This window comes from Thiocapsa sp. C2-2m, from assembly GCF_041903745.1.
In the GTDB taxonomy this organism is placed as follows: domain Bacteria; phylum Pseudomonadota; class Gammaproteobacteria; order Chromatiales; family Chromatiaceae; genus Thiocapsa; species Thiocapsa roseilacustris.
The window spans coordinates 1-16542 of the sequence record NZ_JBBWVD010000016.1; the positions used below are offsets into that span (position 1 = coordinate 1).

Consider the following 16542-nt stretch of genomic DNA (forward strand, 5'->3'; position numbering starts at 1 on the left):
TCTGCCATCATCAGCGCTCGCCCATCCCGCCGGAGACCCCGCCGAGCCTCGGCGAGGCCATGCGCATGGTCGCCCGGCTCGGCGGCTTTCTCGGGCGCAACGGCGACGGCGATCCCGGGGCCACCGCGTTGTGGCGTGGCCTGAACCGGCTCACCGACATCACCGAGACCTTTGCCATCTTTTACCCCTCGATCCCGGCTGGACCCTGAGGGCTGTGTCCAGTGTGGGTAATAGATAGGCCCAGGCCGGCAGGGGTCCGAAGCGCCGCACCAACTGCCGGCGCAGCAGCCTTGCCTCTCCCCGGGACAATCCTTCCTTGATACCTTGCTGAATCCCTTGCTCCAGTCCCTGTTGTTTCCACTCCTCGGTCCAGGTCTTTACCCGTTCGGCCAACATGGCGCGCATCTCCTGAAGATTGTTGACGTTCGGTAGCTCGGCGCCCGGCACTCGAGCCGGCAGCAGCACGCGCTTGAGCCAGACGACGAAGGCACGGCGCAGACTGTCCTGCTCGGGTGCGGCGAGCCAATCAATCAGACTCGCCAGGACCCTGTCGATATCCTCGGGCCGGCGACTGTTCTCGAGCCGGAACAAGGCGGCGGCGACATTGCGCTGTCCCGCCAGCTCGTTATCGGCAAGCCGCTGCTCGTCGAGCAGCAGATAGCGGATCTGCGGCTGCCATCGGCGCAGCTGCTCGGGTAAGTCCGGCTCGATCAGCGCGTCGAGACTGGTCTTGGCCCACCAGGATTTCTCGCCATTGTAGAGGACGATCGGCAGCACGGGAGGCAGCGGGCTTCCAGAGGGGATCTCGCCGGCGGCGGCCAGGTCCTGATAAAGCAGTCCGACATAAGTCAACAGCCGCACCGCCATGAGGCGATCGACGCTCGACTGAAACTCCAGCAGCAAATAGACGTAGACCCAGCGCTCGCCCCAGCGCAGCCGCCAAATCATGTCGTCCTCGCGCTCGCGTAGGTCGTGGCTGATGCCGATCTCGCTGACGCGCTGTAGGGTCGTGAAGTCCAATTGCTCGACCCAGTCCTCATGCACGAAGCCTCGGATCAAGTCCGCGACCAGATCGCGATGCGAGAACAGGAGCTTGTAGGAAGGATCGTGGTCGGCCATCCGGGAGAGCGGGATAATTCGGTTGTTTCAGAACAATACCCCAAACCGATCCGCATGACAGCGTGCGCGCAAGGCAGATGCCTCAAGAGGGTCGGCAAGCCGCCGCTCAGGACAGACCGCTGCCGGGCAGGTAGATCCTGATAGCGGTCACCTGTCATCTGGCGACCGACGGGCCAGTCGCGACCCAGCGCAGACATAGGTGCTTCCCCTGCCGGGGTCCGCAGTCGAGTGGACAGCGGCCGCTCGCCGAGCCCTTGGGGTGCAGATACTGTCCACGGAATTCTAGTCCGGCGCGAGTGTTCCGCCAGCGGATGCAGTTTGAGCTCAGTTTCGAAGATGGGAAAAGCGAGCACTTCGGTGATGGTTTTGAGCGCAATGCCTCCAGCAGGACCGGGCGCTACACCGTACTGGTGCTGATCGCCACGCTGGCGGCGATCCTGCTCTGGCTCATCGGCGCGGCGGCCGGGGCAGGGGCCGCGCGAGCGGCTGCACACCCGTCGCCGTATACATCGCACATACTCGCGCAGGCTCCTGGCTCGGCCGCTGCTGTAGCCGGAGCCGTGCAGGACGGCCGCCGCAGGCCTGGTCGGTGCCACTAGATCAATGGGTGGCGAACGAGCATGCAATACAGACATGCTCGCCGAGTGACTCGGGCGCTGGTAGGTGGGGATACGTCAGGGTCTGACTTTGCTCACTGTGAGCGAGTGCCGGCCATCGCACTGCCGGCGGGCGGCATCCGACACGTCAAACTGCGCGAGGATGGCAACCCGATGGCGAGGCTGGGTGGCGGCTCCACTGGCGCCCGGGCCAGGGTGACCGAGGGACGCTCTCCGAACAGACGGGCGTACTCACCGGCGAAGCGACCGAGCTGGTAGATGCCGTTCTCTGCGGCGGCGCGTGCGACCGTGGTCTGCTCCGGGTGCGCGGCGAGCAGGGCCCAGCGGGCCGCGTGCAAGCGGCGACGGCGGATGAAGGCTTGGGGCGTGAGACTGAAGGCATCCAGGAAGGCGTACTGGAGGGTACGCTGGCTCACGCCCGCCGTGCGGCACAGCTCGGGCACGCTCACCGTTCGCGAATCCGCATAGCGCAGGTAATCCAGGGCCCGCCGCAGCCCAAGCTCCCGTGCCGGCAGGGACGGGCGCTGGGGCTGATGCGTCAGGCCCTCGGCCAGCCCCGCGAGCCGCCCGAGGAGGTCTTGGCCGACGGCACCGATCGCCGCGGCCTCCCTGGTCACCTCGGGGTGGATCTGGGCGCTCGTCACGGTCGCGGCGATCCATCGGGCAAGCTCGCCCACGCAGGACCGGGCGGCCGGGATGCGGTGCCTCGCCAGGGCTTGGAGCAACCGACCGAGGGGGCCCTCGGGGAGGTTGCTGCGCAGCAGGTCCAGTTCCACCAGGGCCAGGGCGTGCTCGTAGCCGGCGGCGAAGCTCACATCCACACACCCGCCATCGGTGCCCACGAACCCGCTGCCCAGGTGGCGCCGACCCCAGAAATCGGTGCCCTCGGGCAGGCAGATGGGGGCCGAGATAGCCACCATGTTGGGCGGGGTCAGGCCCTGCACCCCGGTGGCGGCCGCGAACCCCGCCCGGTAGATCACGAAACCCGGCGCCTTGAGAAACTCGGTCCGGTAGCCCAGGGGTCCGGCGGAGAGTGGCCGGCAGAGGACCTCCCAGGGCGCCATCTGCCGCTCAAAGACGCTGGGGTCGTTCACGGACACAGTGCCCGCCGCGGCGGGATGGTGCTTCGTGTCGATCGGGTCCGTGCGACCCTGAAGAATCGCGGGCAGCTCGCTTGAACCTGGATCAGGGGCCATGGGCACGGCGTCGGTCCTCATCGCATCGGGTCGGCGGCCTTCGGCGCTGCCCCCGACTCGGCTGGCGTTGGGATTCTTGTGATCGGTGCTGTCGTCGAAATGCTTTACCGCAAGGTTTCTGCGGGCTTGGGCTCCCCCTGGACACGACGCTCGAAAAAACCGGTGGGCGGGGCACGGGCGGCTGATTTGCGAATATTGCACAGAACGCCGTGGAAGCGCAGACCCGTTTGGGTACTATCCGGGGCACACCATCCTGGAGCCCGCTTGCCTGCCGTCCCCCGGGTGCAGCCGAGGATGAGGCACAAGGTCGCGGGTCGCAGGGCGCCTGCGCCGAGCGCGAATCCACGGCGCCGATCCGATCACTGCACCGACGCGTTCCGTCTATCGTGGGCGCAGCACGCCCCTGCAAGGCCGATCGAGGTTCCAGTGGCGTTGTCCATCGGGTGCTTGCGTCGCGGGAACCAGTCTGATCGACTCGATCACTACCGATGGCGCTCCGCACGGGGGCCGTCAGGCTTGCCCCAAACCGTCGCCCAACAGAACCCGAGGCCGTTTACGCCCGCTCGCCTCCAACGTCCACCTCGGCGGCCAGCCGCCGCGAGTCTTTTCAAGGAGACATTGCCATGTGCCAGAGTTCCGGAACGCCAATATACGCCGCCTCGGCGGCCCTCGCGGCCAGCCTCGTCGTCCTGATCGCTGCCACTGGGGCGACGGCCCAGACCCTGACCCTGCAGGAGATGTCGGGCATCGCCGGGGCGCCGAGCGAGGCGACGACCATCTACGTCGCTCGCGAGGTCATCACCATGGACCCGGGCAAGCCACGCGCCGAGGCCGTGGCGGTGCGGGATGGGCGCTTCCTCGCCGTTGGCACCAGGGCCGAGGTCGAGACTGCGGCCGGCCAGGGCGCGAAGGTCGACAGCACCTTCGCCGACAAGGTGGTGATGGCGGGATTCGTCGAGCAGCACGTCCACCCGGTGCTCGCCGCCCTGACCATGAACACCAAGGTCATCTCGATCGAGGACTGGGACGCCATCGACGGCTTCTCGCCCGCCGTGCGCGACGCAAAGGTCTACCAGGCCAAGCTGGCGCAGGCGATTGCCGCCCACCAGGACAAGGCCAAGCCCTTCATCACCTGGGGTTACCACCACTACTTCCACGGCGAGATGTCGCGCGCCCTGCTCGATGAGCTCGCACCGGACTTCCCGGTGATCGTCTGGCACCGCTCCTGCCACGAGTTCTTCCTCAATACCGCCGCGCTCAAGCTGACGGGCATCGACCAGGCCGTCTTCGATGCCTTCACGCCGAGCCAGAAGGCGCAGTCCACCTTCGAGAAAGGGCACTTCTACGAGCAGGGCGCCATCGCCATCCTCGGCAGGCTCGCCCCGGTCCTCGCCTCGCCCGCCCAGTTCAAGGCCGGTCTCGAGTTTACCGAGACCTACTACCACCGAAACGGCATCACCCTGGCCTGCGAGCCCGGCGGCTTCTTCTCCAAGCCCCTGCAGGACGCCATCAACGCCGTCTACGGCGATGAGGCCACGCCCTTCAACCACTGCTTCATGGCCGACGGCAAGACGTTTGCCGCGCGCAATCCCAAGGACGCCAAGGCGCTGCTCGCCGATACCCGCCAGGTCCTGTCCTGGGGCAGCGGCCGAACCTGGTACCTGCCCAAGCAAGTCAAGCTGCTGACCGACGGCGCCATCTACAGCCAGCTCATGATGCTCAAGGGCGGCTACACCGACGGGCACCAGGGCGCCTGGATCATGGACCCGCCGGTCCTCGACTACGCCTTCCAGAGCTACTGGGACGCCGGCTACCAGATCCATATCCACAACAACGGCGATGGGGGCCTGGACGTGCTGCTCGCGAGCCTCGAGAAGGCGATGGCCCGCAACCCGCGCCAAGACCACCGCACCGTACTCGTCCATTTCGGCTTCGCGGCGCCCGAGCAAGTCAGGCGCTGGATCGAGCTCGGCGGCATCGTCAGCTCGAACCCCTACTATGTGACGGCCCTAGCGGGTCGCTACGCGAAGCTCGGCGTGGGGCCGGAGCGTTCCGCCAACATGGTGCCCCACGGCGAGGTGCTGAAGCACGGCGGTTCGCTCTCCTTCCACTCCGACATGCCGATGGCGCCAGCCAAGCCCCTGCAGCTCGTCTGGGCCGCGGTCAACCGCCTGACGGCGGAGGGTGAGGTCATGGGGCCGGACCACAGGGTGCCCCTCGACCTGGCGCTCAAGGCCATCACCCCAGACGCTGCCTACTCGATCCAGCAGGAGGAGGAGGTCGGCTCCATTGAGGTGGGTAAGCGGGCCAACCTCACCATCCTGGAGCAGAGCCCCTACGAGGTCCCGCCCGGCGAGCTGAAGGACATCGCCGTGTGGGGCACCATGCTTGATGGCCGTGTGCAGCCGGCCCCGGCCGCGCCCGCGGCGGCGGGCGTCACGGGGGCGACGGCGGCGACCCAAGACGGCGCCGAGGTCTCGGATGCCGCGATGCGTCACCTCGCCCAGCTCCTGAGCCACAACCACATGCAATGCGCCCTTCCGCGCGACATTCGGCGGATGAGAAGGCCCGGCTGACAAGGGGATGACCATGGGAGCAGAAATCGAAACCTCGATGCCCGGCGCGGCCGCCGCGGTGGTCCCGCCACCCGACTCCGGGTCCGATGGGCCAGGCCCTGCTGCAATCCAACCGCGGGGGGGCGCAAGGGCCCGCGGGCGAAGCCTCCCGCGGTGCGCGGCGGTCGCACTGGCCCTGCTCACCTGCGCTGTCCCCAACCTGTCGCGGGCCGACAACGGGTCCTGGGACCTCTGGCTCGCCCCATACCTCTGGGGCCTGTCCATGAAGGGCAAGGTTGGCGTGGGGCACCTCGAGGCGTATGTCGATGTGCCGTTCTCCGACATCGTCAAGGACCTGGACTTCGGCCTCATGGTCTTCCTTGATGCCCGCAAGGACCGCGTCGGGTTCTTCCTCAACCCCATCGTCTCCCGGGTCAGCAGCGAGGAGACGGTGCACGGCCTGGGGGTCAAGGCGACCAACGACTCGGCCATCGTCGCCGCCGGGGCCTATTACCGGCTCATCGAGACCCATTGGGATGCCGCCGCCTCCCGGCGCTTCATCCTGGAGCCCTATGTGGGGGCGCGCTGGAACTGGCTGCGGGCCAAGATCAAGGTCAACCGCGTCGGCGACGCCGAGGACACCGTCGATTGGCTGGACCCCATCGTCGGGGCCAGGGTGCTCTTCGACCTCAGCCCGCGCTGGGACCTGGCCCTGGCCGCCGACTACGGGGGCTTCGGTGTGGGGTCCGATTGGGCCTGGAACGCCCAGGCCTTCCTCGGGTACCACCTCAAGCTCGGCGGTCACGATGCCGTCCTGCGCGTCGGCTATAGGGCACTGAGTCAGGACTACTCGACGGGTTCCGGGGACGGCCGCTTCGTCTGGGACATCACCCAGCAGGGCCCGGTCCTGGGGCTCGCGGTGCGGTTCTAGGCCCGCTCAGGGCCACCGCAGCCACGGGCAACCCAGGCGCCTGCGCTTCGCCACTCTCAGTTTGTTTCACAATTTGAATCCACCGCGGAGACCCGAGAGATGACCGACAAGATCGACCGACGCGAATTCGTCAAAACCGCCGTCGGGGCCGCCGCCGGGGCCCTGGTCGCCGCCCACCTCCCGGCCGGCGCCGCAGAGCCGCAGGCCGAGGCGCCCCAGGGCGCCGAGACGATCTTCCGTGGCGGTACCATCGTCACCATGGACGACGCCCGCCGGGAGGTGCAGGCGGTGGCCATCGCCGGCGGCAAGATCCTCGCCGCCGGGGACGAGGCCGAGGTGATGAAGACCAAGACCGACGCCACCGAGATCGTCGACCTGGGCGGCAAGACCCTGATGCCGTCCTTCGTCGATGCCCACGGGCACTTCATGAATGCCCCCCAGATCGTCAAGTGGGCCAACGTCTCGGGTCCGCCCGTCGGCCCGGTGACCAAGATCGCCGACATCGTCACGGTGTTGCAGGGCCACGTGAAGAAGCAGGGGATCAAGAAGGGCGAATGGATCATCGGCTACGGCTACGACCGCTCCAACCTGGCGGAGGGCCGCGAGCTGTTGGCCTCCGAGCTCGACCCGGCCTTCCCGGACAACCCGGTGCTGCTCATCCACAGCTCCAACCACGGGGCCGTTCTCAATTCGGCCGCCTTCAGCGCGGTCGGCTACGACGAGAACACGCCCACACCGCCGGGCGGCATCATCAACCGTATCGAGGGCACCAACAAGCCGGCCGGCTTCTTGATGGAGACGGCCTTCCTGCCAATCTTCGGCAGCATGCCCCAGCCCCCAGAGCGCGACATGCTGGACACCCTCGACGCGGCCCAGCAACTCTATGCAAGTGTCGGTGTCACCACCTGCCAGGAGGGCGCCACCCACGCGAAGGACCTGGCCTTCCTGCGGAAGGCTGCCGCCGAGGGCCTGCTCTACCTGGACATCGTGTCGCTGCCCCTGATCCTCGAGGTGCCGGCCCTGCTAAAGGAGTATGCGCCGAGCTTCCAGGGCGGTCCCATGGAGCTGCCCGAGACGACGGCACAGGCATTCGGTCACTACAAGGACCGCCTGAAGCTGCAAGGCCTCAAGTTCATGATGGACGGCTCACCGCAGGGCAAGACCGCCTTCTGGAGCCAACCGTTGCTGACCAAGGGCCCGGGTGGCGAGGAGAACTGGCGCGGCCAGCCGCTCTTCCCGCCGGAGGTAGTGAACAAGGCGATGAAGGAGGCCTACGCCAAGGGCATCCAGATCTTCAGCCACTGCAACGGCGACGCCTCCATCGATATGATGATCGACGGGGCCCAAGCCGCTGGTGTCAAGGCCGATGAGGACCGCCGCACCGTCATCATCCACTCCCAGTTCCAGCGCCCAGACCAGTTGGAGGCTTACGCGGAGCTGGGCTTTTCACCCAGCTACTTCACGGTCCACGTCTTCTATTGGGGCGAGGAGCACGTGGCCAACACCGGGCTCGAACGCGCCTCCTTCATCAGCCCCATGAAGTCGGCAGCGGCGAAGGGACTGGTGTGCTCCAACCACTCGGACTTCTCGGTCACCCCCATGGACCCCATGCGCATGATGTGGTCCGCCGTGGTTCGCACCACCCGCACCGGGCGGGTGTTGGGGCCGGATGAGCGCATCGACCGCTGGGAATCGCTCAAGGCGCTGACCACCAACGCCGCCTGGCAGATTCGGGAGGAGGATCGGAAGGGCAAGATTGCCCCTGGGATGCTCGCCGACCTGGTGATCCTGGACGCCAACCCGCTGACGGTGGAGACGGACCGGATCCTGGAGATCAAGGCGGTCGAGACCTTCAAGGAGGGCAAGTCCGTCTACAAGCGTCAGCCCGCATGACCGACGTTGCGCTCATGGGGCAGACCATGGACCTACCCTTCACCGTCATCGGCGGCTATCTCGGCGCGGGCAAGACCACGCTGCTGAACCACCTGCTGACCAACACCGCGGGGATGAGGCTCGCGGTGCTGGTCAACGACTTCGGCAGCGTCAACATCGACATCGACCTGATCCAAAGCCACGACGGCGAGACCATGAGTCTCGCCAACGGCTGCATGTGCTGCAGCCTGGTCGACGGCTTCGCCCAGGCCATCGGCGAGATCGAGAAGCGGGCCGGGGCCTTCGATCATCTGGTGATCGAGGCGAGCGGCGTGGCCCTGCCGGCGAAGATCGCCCAGTACGGCCAGATGTACCGCCTGCCGCTGGACGGCATCCTGGTGGTGGTGGACGCAGAGCAGGTCCGCACCCAGGCGGAGAACAAGTATGTTGGCGACACGGTGCTGCGCCAGCTCGCCCAGGCGGATCTCCTGATCCTCAACAAGACCGACCTGGTCCCGCCCGAGGACCTGGCGGGGCTTCGCGCCTGGCTCGCCGAGCGCTCCCCGGGGACGCCTGTATTGGAGACCGTCCGGGCCGAGGTCCCGCTGGAGGTGCTGCTCGGTGCCCGTGGCGACCGCGGGAAGGGCCGGGGCCCGGCGCCGGATCAGCAGGGCCACGACCACGCCCACGCCGATCAGGACCACGCTGGCGCCTACCGGACCTGGACCCTGGAGCGCGCCGCCCCCCTGACCCGCGCGGAGCTGGAGGGCTTGGCCGCCGGTCTCGGCAGCGACATCTACCGTGCCAAGGGATTCGTCCACCTCGCGAACGACCCCGACCGCCGCCAGGTCTACCAGCAGGTGGGGGCCCGCTGGTCCCTTGAGCCCGGCGCCGCCTGGGGCGCAAGTCCGGGTCGCACCCAGTTGGTCGTCATCGGCCGGGCCGGGGCGGCTCCACCCGAGGCCCTCGGTAGGCTCTTCGCGCCCGCCATCCCGGTTACATCGGCAACGAGAGCCTGTTAAGGGGAAGGGCGGCTTCACGTCACAGGGCAGCCACCCACCAATTCCCGGCCAATGGCGGTTGTGGCCGGCTGAGCGAACCTGACCGGCCTGGAAACGAGCCCGTACGCGTTTCCGCCCGCCAAGTTGAAAAGCACCGGATTGTGGGGAAGGATGACCTACGGCAACCTCCGGCCGGCCTCGGCGCGCCCCAGGGACTGCCCCTGGCCTCGTGAGCGCCGAGGTCGTGCACTCGGCGATGCAAGCACTGGCCAAGCGCCCAGCCAAGAACTCCTGCTCTGGCGCGATTCGGCGACCTACTCGGCGGATAAAAGCGCGAAGCTGGCCAGGGGTTCGCCAGGCGACCGGGGTCGAAACCTCGACGCCCCGCGTGACCCTACGGGCAGCCAGCGCGACCGGACACTCGGCAAGCCACGGTGGTCGGGTCGCAGGTGTGTTCCCGGGCCGACGCGTCTGGCGGAGTTCCCGATCAACCAACTTCGGATCACTTGCATATGAATATGATCGTCATGGCGGCCATCCTGGCACTGGGCCTCGCGATCGGACTACTGGTTTTCCAGGAAGTCGGTCGGCGGCTTGGCGCAGGGCGTCTGGCGCGGGACCCCGATGGCGCTCAGGCTGGAACGGGGGTCGTCGAAGGCGCGGTATTTGCGTTGGTGGGCTTGCTGATCGCCTTCACCTTTTCGGGGGCCGCCACGCGGTTTGATCAGCGCCGGGACCTTATCGTGCAGGAGACCAACGCGATCGGGACTGCCTATCTGCGGCTCGACCTCTTGCCAACCGACGCGAGATCCGCCCTCCAAGAGGATTTTCGACGCTATGTCGATGCCCGCCTAGACGCCTATCGGCAACTACCGGACATTCAGGCCGTCGTGGCGGGCTTGGCCAAGGCAACAGCATTGCAGAATAAGATCTGGACGCAGAGCGTGAGCGCTGGGCAGCGTCCAGACGCCGCACCGGACGCCATTAAGCTGCTGCTGCCCGCCCTGAACGACATGATCGATATCACCACCACCCGAACGCTCGCGGCTCAGATGCACCCCCCGCTGGGCATCTACCTGATGCTAGTTGCTCTGGCCCTCGCCAGTGCCTTGCTCGCGGGGTACAGCATGGCTGGCGGGAGATCGCGCAATTGGCTGCACATGATCGCCTTTGCCGTGGTGATGGCCATGACCGTCTACATCATCATCGACATCGAGTTCCCGCGCATGGGTATGATCCGGGTCGATGCCTTCGATCAGGCCCTCGTTGAGCTGCGAGCGGCGATGACCTGAGTGGGCGATGTTCGCTCCAGCCAACCCGATGTGCACGCGGTCTTACCGAAATGCACCGCTGATGCAGAATCTGGTGGCAGCCCTGCTGCCAAATCCTGACAAGATCCGCGGCGGGACGGGGCATGCGCCCCGTCCCGAACGTTTATTCCATCGCTGACCGTTGGCATGAGCCCCCAGTCCGGAGAAAGTGACAATCTGTGGCTACGGGCGCAGGTCGCTTCGACGGGCAAGTTGCTGCGCTGGCTGCTGGGGGCCGGGGACAAGGTCTCGGTGATCGGGTCCGCGGACCTGTGCCGCGTGGTAGCGGCGCGGCGGCGAAGATGGCGGCCATGTATGGCGCCGGGTGAGGGCTCCATGTTGATCGAGGGCATTGTCTTCGGCGCCCCATGGCCGGCCCGCGCGCCCCCTGGCCTATACTCCCCCCCTTCCAGCGCCGGTCCAGTTTCGGACCGCCGGGGTTGCTGCCCGAGCGACACTTCAGTCTAAGGTCCCGTCATGCCAGATCTAAAATACCAGGGACAGACCACGTTTTCTGAGCCATATTGGCAGATCGAGAAGATCAGTGTCGGCGAGCTGTTTTCGCGGTCAATCGGACGTGCCCGGCCTCGCCTACGGGCTTTGCGGGGGGATGATTTCGTGGGGATACCTCAGGGGCTGTCCCGGTTTACCGTTTAACGTGGTCTGTCCCGGTTTACCCAGTCGAGTGGGCGGCGGACACTCGCCATGGCCATGAGTTACGTATACTGCCCCCGGAATTCGGCCCCCGGAATTCCTGTGTTTGGAAGACATGCTCATGGCAGATAAGGGATCAACCCACGCCGAAACGTTTCCTCCTGCACCTCTCGGGGAGCGTGCCGAACGTCCACGAGAAAACCGTTCACCCTGATCAGCCATGCCATGGGGTTATTCGCGAGTTGGCTCGGAAGGGTCCACTGGGGATCGACCTGCCCAGACTTCAACAACGTCAGGATCGCTGTCGATTTTGCCGAACCGGTGCTTGCGCTGAGGCCGAAGTGTGAGCACAAGTCATCCGCGCGCATGAATGGCATCTGACTTTTATCGAACAGGAAGTTGACCCGACCCCATCGCGTAAACAATCCCGCAGGCCCAACCCAAGTCTGGAGCTTGCCCGTGACCAACGGTGAGGCGGTCCGCGACCAGGAAGCCGGCAAAACCGCGGGCGGGCGGTCGGTCGGCGAACTATGCCCGAGAGTAGATCACTGATCCGCTGGGGGTGGAATCGCCGACAGAGGCAGAAACATCGGCGTCGGCTCCGGGCGATCAAGTAAGGCGCCCTCGAACGTGAACAGCGGCTCGAAGCCGTAGGTAAGGTAAAATCCCATGGCCTCAGGCTTCGCGTCGACGACCACACCGACACACCCGATCTCGTCGGCGGTGCGGCTGGCGAGGTTCAAGGCGAACCGCAACAACGCCTGGCCGATCCCTCGGCCCTGAGCCTGCGCGGAGACCGCTAACCGCGCCACTCGCAGCACCGGCAACGGATACCGCGGCAGCCGACAACGACGCTCGGCCGGGAGGGCGTCGATCTCGATCTCAGATGGCGAGACGGTGACGAAGCCAAGGATTTTGTCGCCGTCCACAGCGACGTAGGTCACGCCGATGTGGTGGCGAAACTGGTTCTGGCCCGCAAAGCGATGGAAGAACCGGTCGAGATCCGGGTTACCGCTGGAGAACTGGCCGCGGTCATCGCCGGGCACTAATGCCCGGATCTGAACGCTCATGAGGTTCCGTCGCGCTCGGGCTCCGAATCCTCGGCGAAAAGCTCACGCATGGCCCGATTGGGCCCTTCCCGCGTCGCCAGCCGTTCCAAAAGGCGCTCCCCCGACTCGGCGGTTACAACGAGCCGCGGCGGCACCAGGGCGTCTTCCGGGAGTTCGCTGAGCGCCTGCAGGTGATGCAGAAGAGCCTGTTCGATCACGAATCCCTTCTTCAAGCCCCGCGCACGGACGTAGCGTTCGAGACGATCCCGGGTTTCGGGGGAGATGTTGGCGGAGATTTGGGTCACGTTCATCTTGATCGTCGTACGCCCTACATAACTGTGGGGAAGTCTAGCATGGCATGGCAGGCAGGAATGCCAAGAGCCGCCCGGCGGGGGTCCCAGACATGGGGCATGGGTTCATTGGGCGGTTCCAGGTCAGCCCAGATGCCCACGTGGTCGGACATCGAGCCATTGTGCTCAGCGAGGCCCGGCCGCGCCAGACCAGATGGTAGGGCGGTGTCCAACCCACTGCTGCCGCTCAGTCCGCAGACCTGAGCGGGTGGTTTGGGTCGTGACCGGCCTATCGGAAGCGTCACCCCCAGCGTCGGCAATGCGCGTAGAAGAGTCACTCGACTTGACTTGTCGTGCGGCGGCTTATGGCCGACTCCAGGCTATCGCCGTACCCCACCCGAGTGACCGTTGCTGGGGCAAAGTGATCGGTCGACTGGCTCGGCTCGGTGGCCGGTCTGGGTCGAGAACGGACCGCCGCCTCTCTGCCGGTGCCGCAGTGCGGAAAGATCGGCGGAAGTCAGGTGAGCGAATCTTAGAAATCCGTGACGAGATCATGTTGGAAACAACAAGACGGGCCTATTCGTGCGGATTCCTGCTGTCGTCATCTGATCTCAGAAGTGCCGCATGTTAGGTCAAGCAGGGTTGCCGATCCATCACGCGACTACAAAATAATTTCTCGGCAGATCACGAAAAACGGCTAGCTGATTTCCCAGCTAACCGCTTGTTTTTATTGGTCGGGGCGAGAGGATTTGAACCTCCGACCACCTGAACCCCATTCAGGTGCGCTACCAGGCTGCGCTACGCCCCGATAAGACGGGCCATAGTAGGTTGAAGCCCTTCTGGTGTCAACGTCGCAGCAACTGAAGGACGTCTTCAAGTTCTGCACGCATCTGGCGTAGGATCTGGTGGGTCTGGCTGAGGTCCTGCTTGGCGCCCTCCCCGCTGAGCTGCAGACGGGCGCCGCCGATCGTGAAGCCCTGCTCGTAGAGCAGGTTGCGGATCTGGCGCACCATCAGCACGTCGTGACGCTGATAGTAGCGACGGTTGCCGCGGCGCTTGACCGGTTTGAGCTGAGGGAACTCCTGCTCCCAATAGCGAAGCACGTGGGGCTTGACGCCGCAGAGCTCGCTTACCTCGCCGATGGTGAAGTATCGCTTTCCCGGGATCGGCGGAAGATCGCCGGGGCCGTTGTCCTCGCCCTTATCGGTCGGTTCCAGCATAGGCCTCCACTCGCTGTTTTAGCTTTTGCCCCGGACGAAAGGTCACCACGCGCCGCGCCGTTATCGGGATCTCTTCTCCCGTTTTGGGGTTGCGGCCGGGACGTTCCTTCTTTTCGCGCAGATCGAAGTTGCCGAACCCGGAGAGCTTGACCTGCTCGCCGCGCTCCAAGGCCGCGCGAATCTCCTCGAAGAACATCTCAACGATGTCCTTGGCCTCACGCTTGTTCAGGCCAAGCTCATCGAACAGGTGCTCGGCCATATCGGCCTTGGTCAATGCCATGGGGTCAGTCCCTCAATCTTGCGCCAAATTCCGAAGCGAGGCGGTCTAGAATCCGCCTCACGGTGTCTTCAATGACAGCATCTGTAAGTGTCTGAGAAGAAGCCTGTAAAATCAATCCAAGAGCGAGACTTTTTCTGCCCGATTCAATGTTTTTGCCGGTGTAGAGGTCAAATAAGACCAGATCGCGCAGCAGCTCGGTCTCCTTGGCCCGAATGCAATCCGCAATCGCAGCGTAAGTCACCGCTTCGTCGACGATGATCGCGATGTCACGACGAATGCTCGGAAAGCGCGAGATCGACGCGTGTTTGGGCAGGACACCGACGCTCAGCGGCGCGATATCCAGCTCGAACAGATAGGCATCGCCCGTGATGTCGAGCTGTGCGGCCAGGCGCGGATGAAGCATGCCGAGCAGGCCGATGGCTCGGCCGTCACATTCCACGCTCGCGGTCTGACCGGGGTGCAGTGCCGGATGCGTGCCGGGAGCGAAACTGAAGCGCCCCGGTGCGCCGGTCAGTGACAGCAGGGCCTCGACGTCCGCCTTCAGATCGAAGAAATCCGACGCGCGGCTCGTCAGGCTCCACTGCTCCGGATCCGGGCTCCCGACGATGAGACCCGCGAGACCCTGCGTCTGGGTCAGACCGGCAGTGCCGATCCGAAAGCGCAGACCGGACTCGAAGATCCGCACCCGCTCCTGTTGTCGCGCCTGGTTGTAGCGCGCGGTTTGGATCAAGCCGGGCCAGAGGCTGGTGCGCATGGTGGAGAGCTCGGCGCTCAGCGGATTCGCAAGGCGCAACACCTCCTGCTCGGGGTCGACCAACGTCTGAATCTCGGGGCTCACGAAGCTGTAGGTGATGACCTCGTGAAAACCGCGATCGACCAGCGCGAGACGCGCGCGATCCAGGTCGAAATCCGTCTCCGGGGTGGATCCCGTCACCGAGGCAGAGCTCGCATGACTCACCGGGATTCGATCGTAACCGTAGATGCGGCCGATATCGGCGATCAGGTCGACCTCTTGAACCAGGTCGAAGCGGGCACTCGGCGGCGTGACGAGCCACCCCTCGGCGGTCGGCTCGGTATGCATGCCGAGACGGGTGAGGATGTCGAGGATGACCTCTTCCGACAATGAGAGTCCGAGCACTTGAGCGATGCGCCCGGGACGGAGCGTCAGCGTCTCGGACCTGGGCAAATCGGCCTCCGAGAGCGCCTCGACCACCGGACCCGGCTCGCCCCCGACGATCGCGGTCAAGAGTCGGGTCGCACGCTCGATCGCGCGGATCTGGAGGCCGGGATCGACACCGCGCTCGAAGCGATGCGACGAATCCGTGTGCAGACCGTAGGAGCGCGCCTTGCCGCTGATGGCGAGCGGCGCGAAGAAGGCGCTTTCAAGCAGCACGTCGCGGGTCTCGGGACCGACCGCGGTCTCGGACCCGCCCATGATCCCGGCCAGTGCGACGGCGCGGCCGGCATCGGCGATCACCAGGGTGTCCGCGCGCAGGGTCGCTTCCTCGCCGTTGAGCAGGGCGATGCGCTCGCCCTCGGCGGCCATGCGCACGCGGATCTCGCCGTCGAGCTTGGCGAGATCGAACCCGTGCATCGGCTGGCCGAGCTCGAGCAGGACATAGTTGGTCACGTCGACCACCGGGCTGATGGCGCGGATCCCGCCGCGGCGCAGGCGCTCCTGCATCCACCAAGGCGTAGTCGCGCTCGGATCGATGTTGCGGATGATCCGGCAGACATAGCGCGGGCAGGCGGCAGGCGCCTGGAGCTGTACCGGAAGGGACTGGTCGTGCACGGGCGCGACCGGCTGGATCGCGGGCGTCGCGAGCGGCGCTCGATTGATCACGGCGACCTCCCGTGCGAGTCCCGCAATGCTGAGACAATCGCCTCGATCCGGGGTCAGATCGACCTCGATGCAGTGGTCGTCGAGCGCCATCCAGTCACGGATGTCTTCGCCCACCGGCGCATCCGCCGGTAACGGCAGGATGCCCTCGGAGGACTCGGCAAGGCCCAATTCTTTGGCCGAGCAGATCATGCCGAAGGACTCCACACCCCGCAGCTTGGCCTTCTTGATCTTGAAGTCGCCGGGCAGCTCGGCGCCGACCGTCGCGACCGGGACCTTCATGCCCTCGGCGACGTTGGCGGCCCCGCAGATGATCTGGAGAAGCGCGTCCTCGCCGAGATCAACTCGACAGATCCGCAGCTTCTCGGCATCCGGATGGGGTGCGACGGACTGCACCCAGCCGATTCGCACGCTGCTGAAGACCGGAGCCGCGGGCTCGACCGCGTCGACCTCGAGACCCGCCATGCTGAGCTGGTCGGCCAATTGTCGGGTATCGACCGGGGGATTCACCCACTCCCGCAACCACGCCTCGCTGAATCGCATCTGCTGCTGCCCTGTTCTCTAATAGTGGTTAGTGGTTAGTGGTTAGTGGTTAGCCGTAGGTTGGG

At 65.8% G+C, this 16542-nt stretch carries 14 protein-coding genes and 1 tRNA gene; 6 read left to right on the plus strand and 9 right to left on the minus strand.

The window, feature by feature from the left end; translation table 11 throughout:
• Positions 1–209: IS4 family transposase (locus AADX97_RS13580; protein WP_374234133.1), on the plus strand; the 209-nt coding region annotated here is incomplete at its 5' end.
• Here AADX97_RS13580 and AADX97_RS13585 read toward each other — a convergent pair.
• Together AADX97_RS13585 and AADX97_RS13590 are read right to left on the minus strand one after the other, a co-directional pair.
• Positions 160–1119: an Rpn family recombination-promoting nuclease/putative transposase gene (locus tag AADX97_RS13585; RefSeq protein ID WP_374234134.1), complete on the minus strand. Its 960-nt coding sequence runs from the start codon at positions 1117–1119 to the stop codon at positions 160–162. The two genes, AADX97_RS13580 and AADX97_RS13585, sit on opposite strands and share 50 nt — an antisense overlap.
• 691 nt (positions 1120–1810) lie before the next feature.
• Positions 1811–2932, minus strand: a complete 1122-nt coding sequence (locus tag AADX97_RS13590; protein WP_374238812.1) for a helix-turn-helix domain-containing protein — start codon at positions 2930–2932, stop codon at positions 1811–1813.
• Between the two features lie 623 nt (positions 2933–3555).
• Between AADX97_RS13590 and AADX97_RS13595 the strand changes: the two genes are divergently transcribed.
• From AADX97_RS13595 to AADX97_RS13615, 5 genes are all read left to right on the plus strand, one after another.
• Entirely contained in the window at positions 3556–5508 is a 1953-nt protein-coding gene (locus tag AADX97_RS13595; protein ID WP_374234138.1) for an amidohydrolase, read from the plus strand.
• 262 nt (positions 5509–5770) lie between these two features.
• On the plus strand, positions 5771–6418 hold the full coding sequence (locus AADX97_RS13600; protein WP_374234140.1) for a hypothetical protein: 648 nt from the start codon (positions 5771–5773) through the stop codon (positions 6416–6418).
• A gap of 99 nt (positions 6419–6517) precedes the next feature.
• Positions 6518–8311, plus strand: a complete 1794-nt coding sequence (locus AADX97_RS13605) for an amidohydrolase (protein WP_374234141.1) — start codon at positions 6518–6520, stop codon at positions 8309–8311.
• Positions 8308–9312 carry a GTP-binding protein gene (locus AADX97_RS13610; RefSeq protein WP_374234142.1) on the plus strand — a complete coding sequence of 335 codons (1005 nt, stop codon included), beginning with the start codon at positions 8308–8310 and terminating at the stop codon, positions 9310–9312. The genes AADX97_RS13605 and AADX97_RS13610 overlap by 4 nt, the downstream gene beginning before the upstream one ends.
• A gap of 491 nt (positions 9313–9803) precedes the next feature.
• Positions 9804–10583, plus strand: coding sequence for a DUF4239 domain-containing protein (locus AADX97_RS13615; RefSeq protein WP_374234143.1), 780 nt, complete (start codon positions 9804–9806; stop codon positions 10581–10583).
• A gap of 791 nt (positions 10584–11374) precedes the next feature.
• On the opposite strand, the gene AADX97_RS13620 is transcribed toward AADX97_RS13615, so the two are convergent.
• From AADX97_RS13620 to pheT, 7 genes are all read right to left on the minus strand, one after another.
• The gene (locus tag AADX97_RS13620) at positions 11375–11755 is read right to left on the minus strand and encodes a DUF6398 domain-containing protein (protein WP_374234144.1); all 381 of its coding nucleotides are present in this window, start codon (positions 11753–11755) and stop codon (positions 11375–11377) included.
• Between the two features lie 45 nt (positions 11756–11800).
• Positions 11801–12325: a GNAT family N-acetyltransferase gene (locus tag AADX97_RS13625; protein ID WP_374234145.1), complete on the minus strand. Its 525-nt coding sequence runs from the start codon at positions 12323–12325 to the stop codon at positions 11801–11803.
• Positions 12322–12615 carry a hypothetical protein gene (locus AADX97_RS13630; protein ID WP_374234146.1) on the minus strand — a complete coding sequence of 98 codons (294 nt, stop codon included), beginning with the start codon at positions 12613–12615 and terminating at the stop codon, positions 12322–12324. Before AADX97_RS13630 ends, AADX97_RS13625 begins: the two co-directional genes overlap by 4 nt.
• A 710-nt stretch (positions 12616–13325) precedes the next feature.
• Positions 13326–13402 (minus strand) — tRNA-Pro (locus tag AADX97_RS13635).
• Between the two features lie 37 nt (positions 13403–13439).
• A complete protein-coding gene (locus tag AADX97_RS13640; protein ID WP_374234147.1) occupies positions 13440–13814 on the minus strand; it encodes a MerR family transcriptional regulator in 375 nt (124 codons plus the stop codon).
• Positions 13795–14094, minus strand: a complete 300-nt coding sequence (gene ihfA / locus AADX97_RS13645; protein WP_007194180.1) for an integration host factor subunit alpha — start codon at positions 14092–14094, stop codon at positions 13795–13797. Before ihfA ends, AADX97_RS13640 begins: the two co-directional genes overlap by 20 nt.
• A gap of 4 nt (positions 14095–14098) precedes the next feature.
• Positions 14099–16477 carry a phenylalanine--tRNA ligase subunit beta gene (pheT, locus tag AADX97_RS13650; RefSeq protein ID WP_374234148.1) on the minus strand — a complete coding sequence of 793 codons (2379 nt, stop codon included), beginning with the start codon at positions 16475–16477 and terminating at the stop codon, positions 14099–14101.
• Positions 16478–16542: the final 65 nt, after the last annotated feature.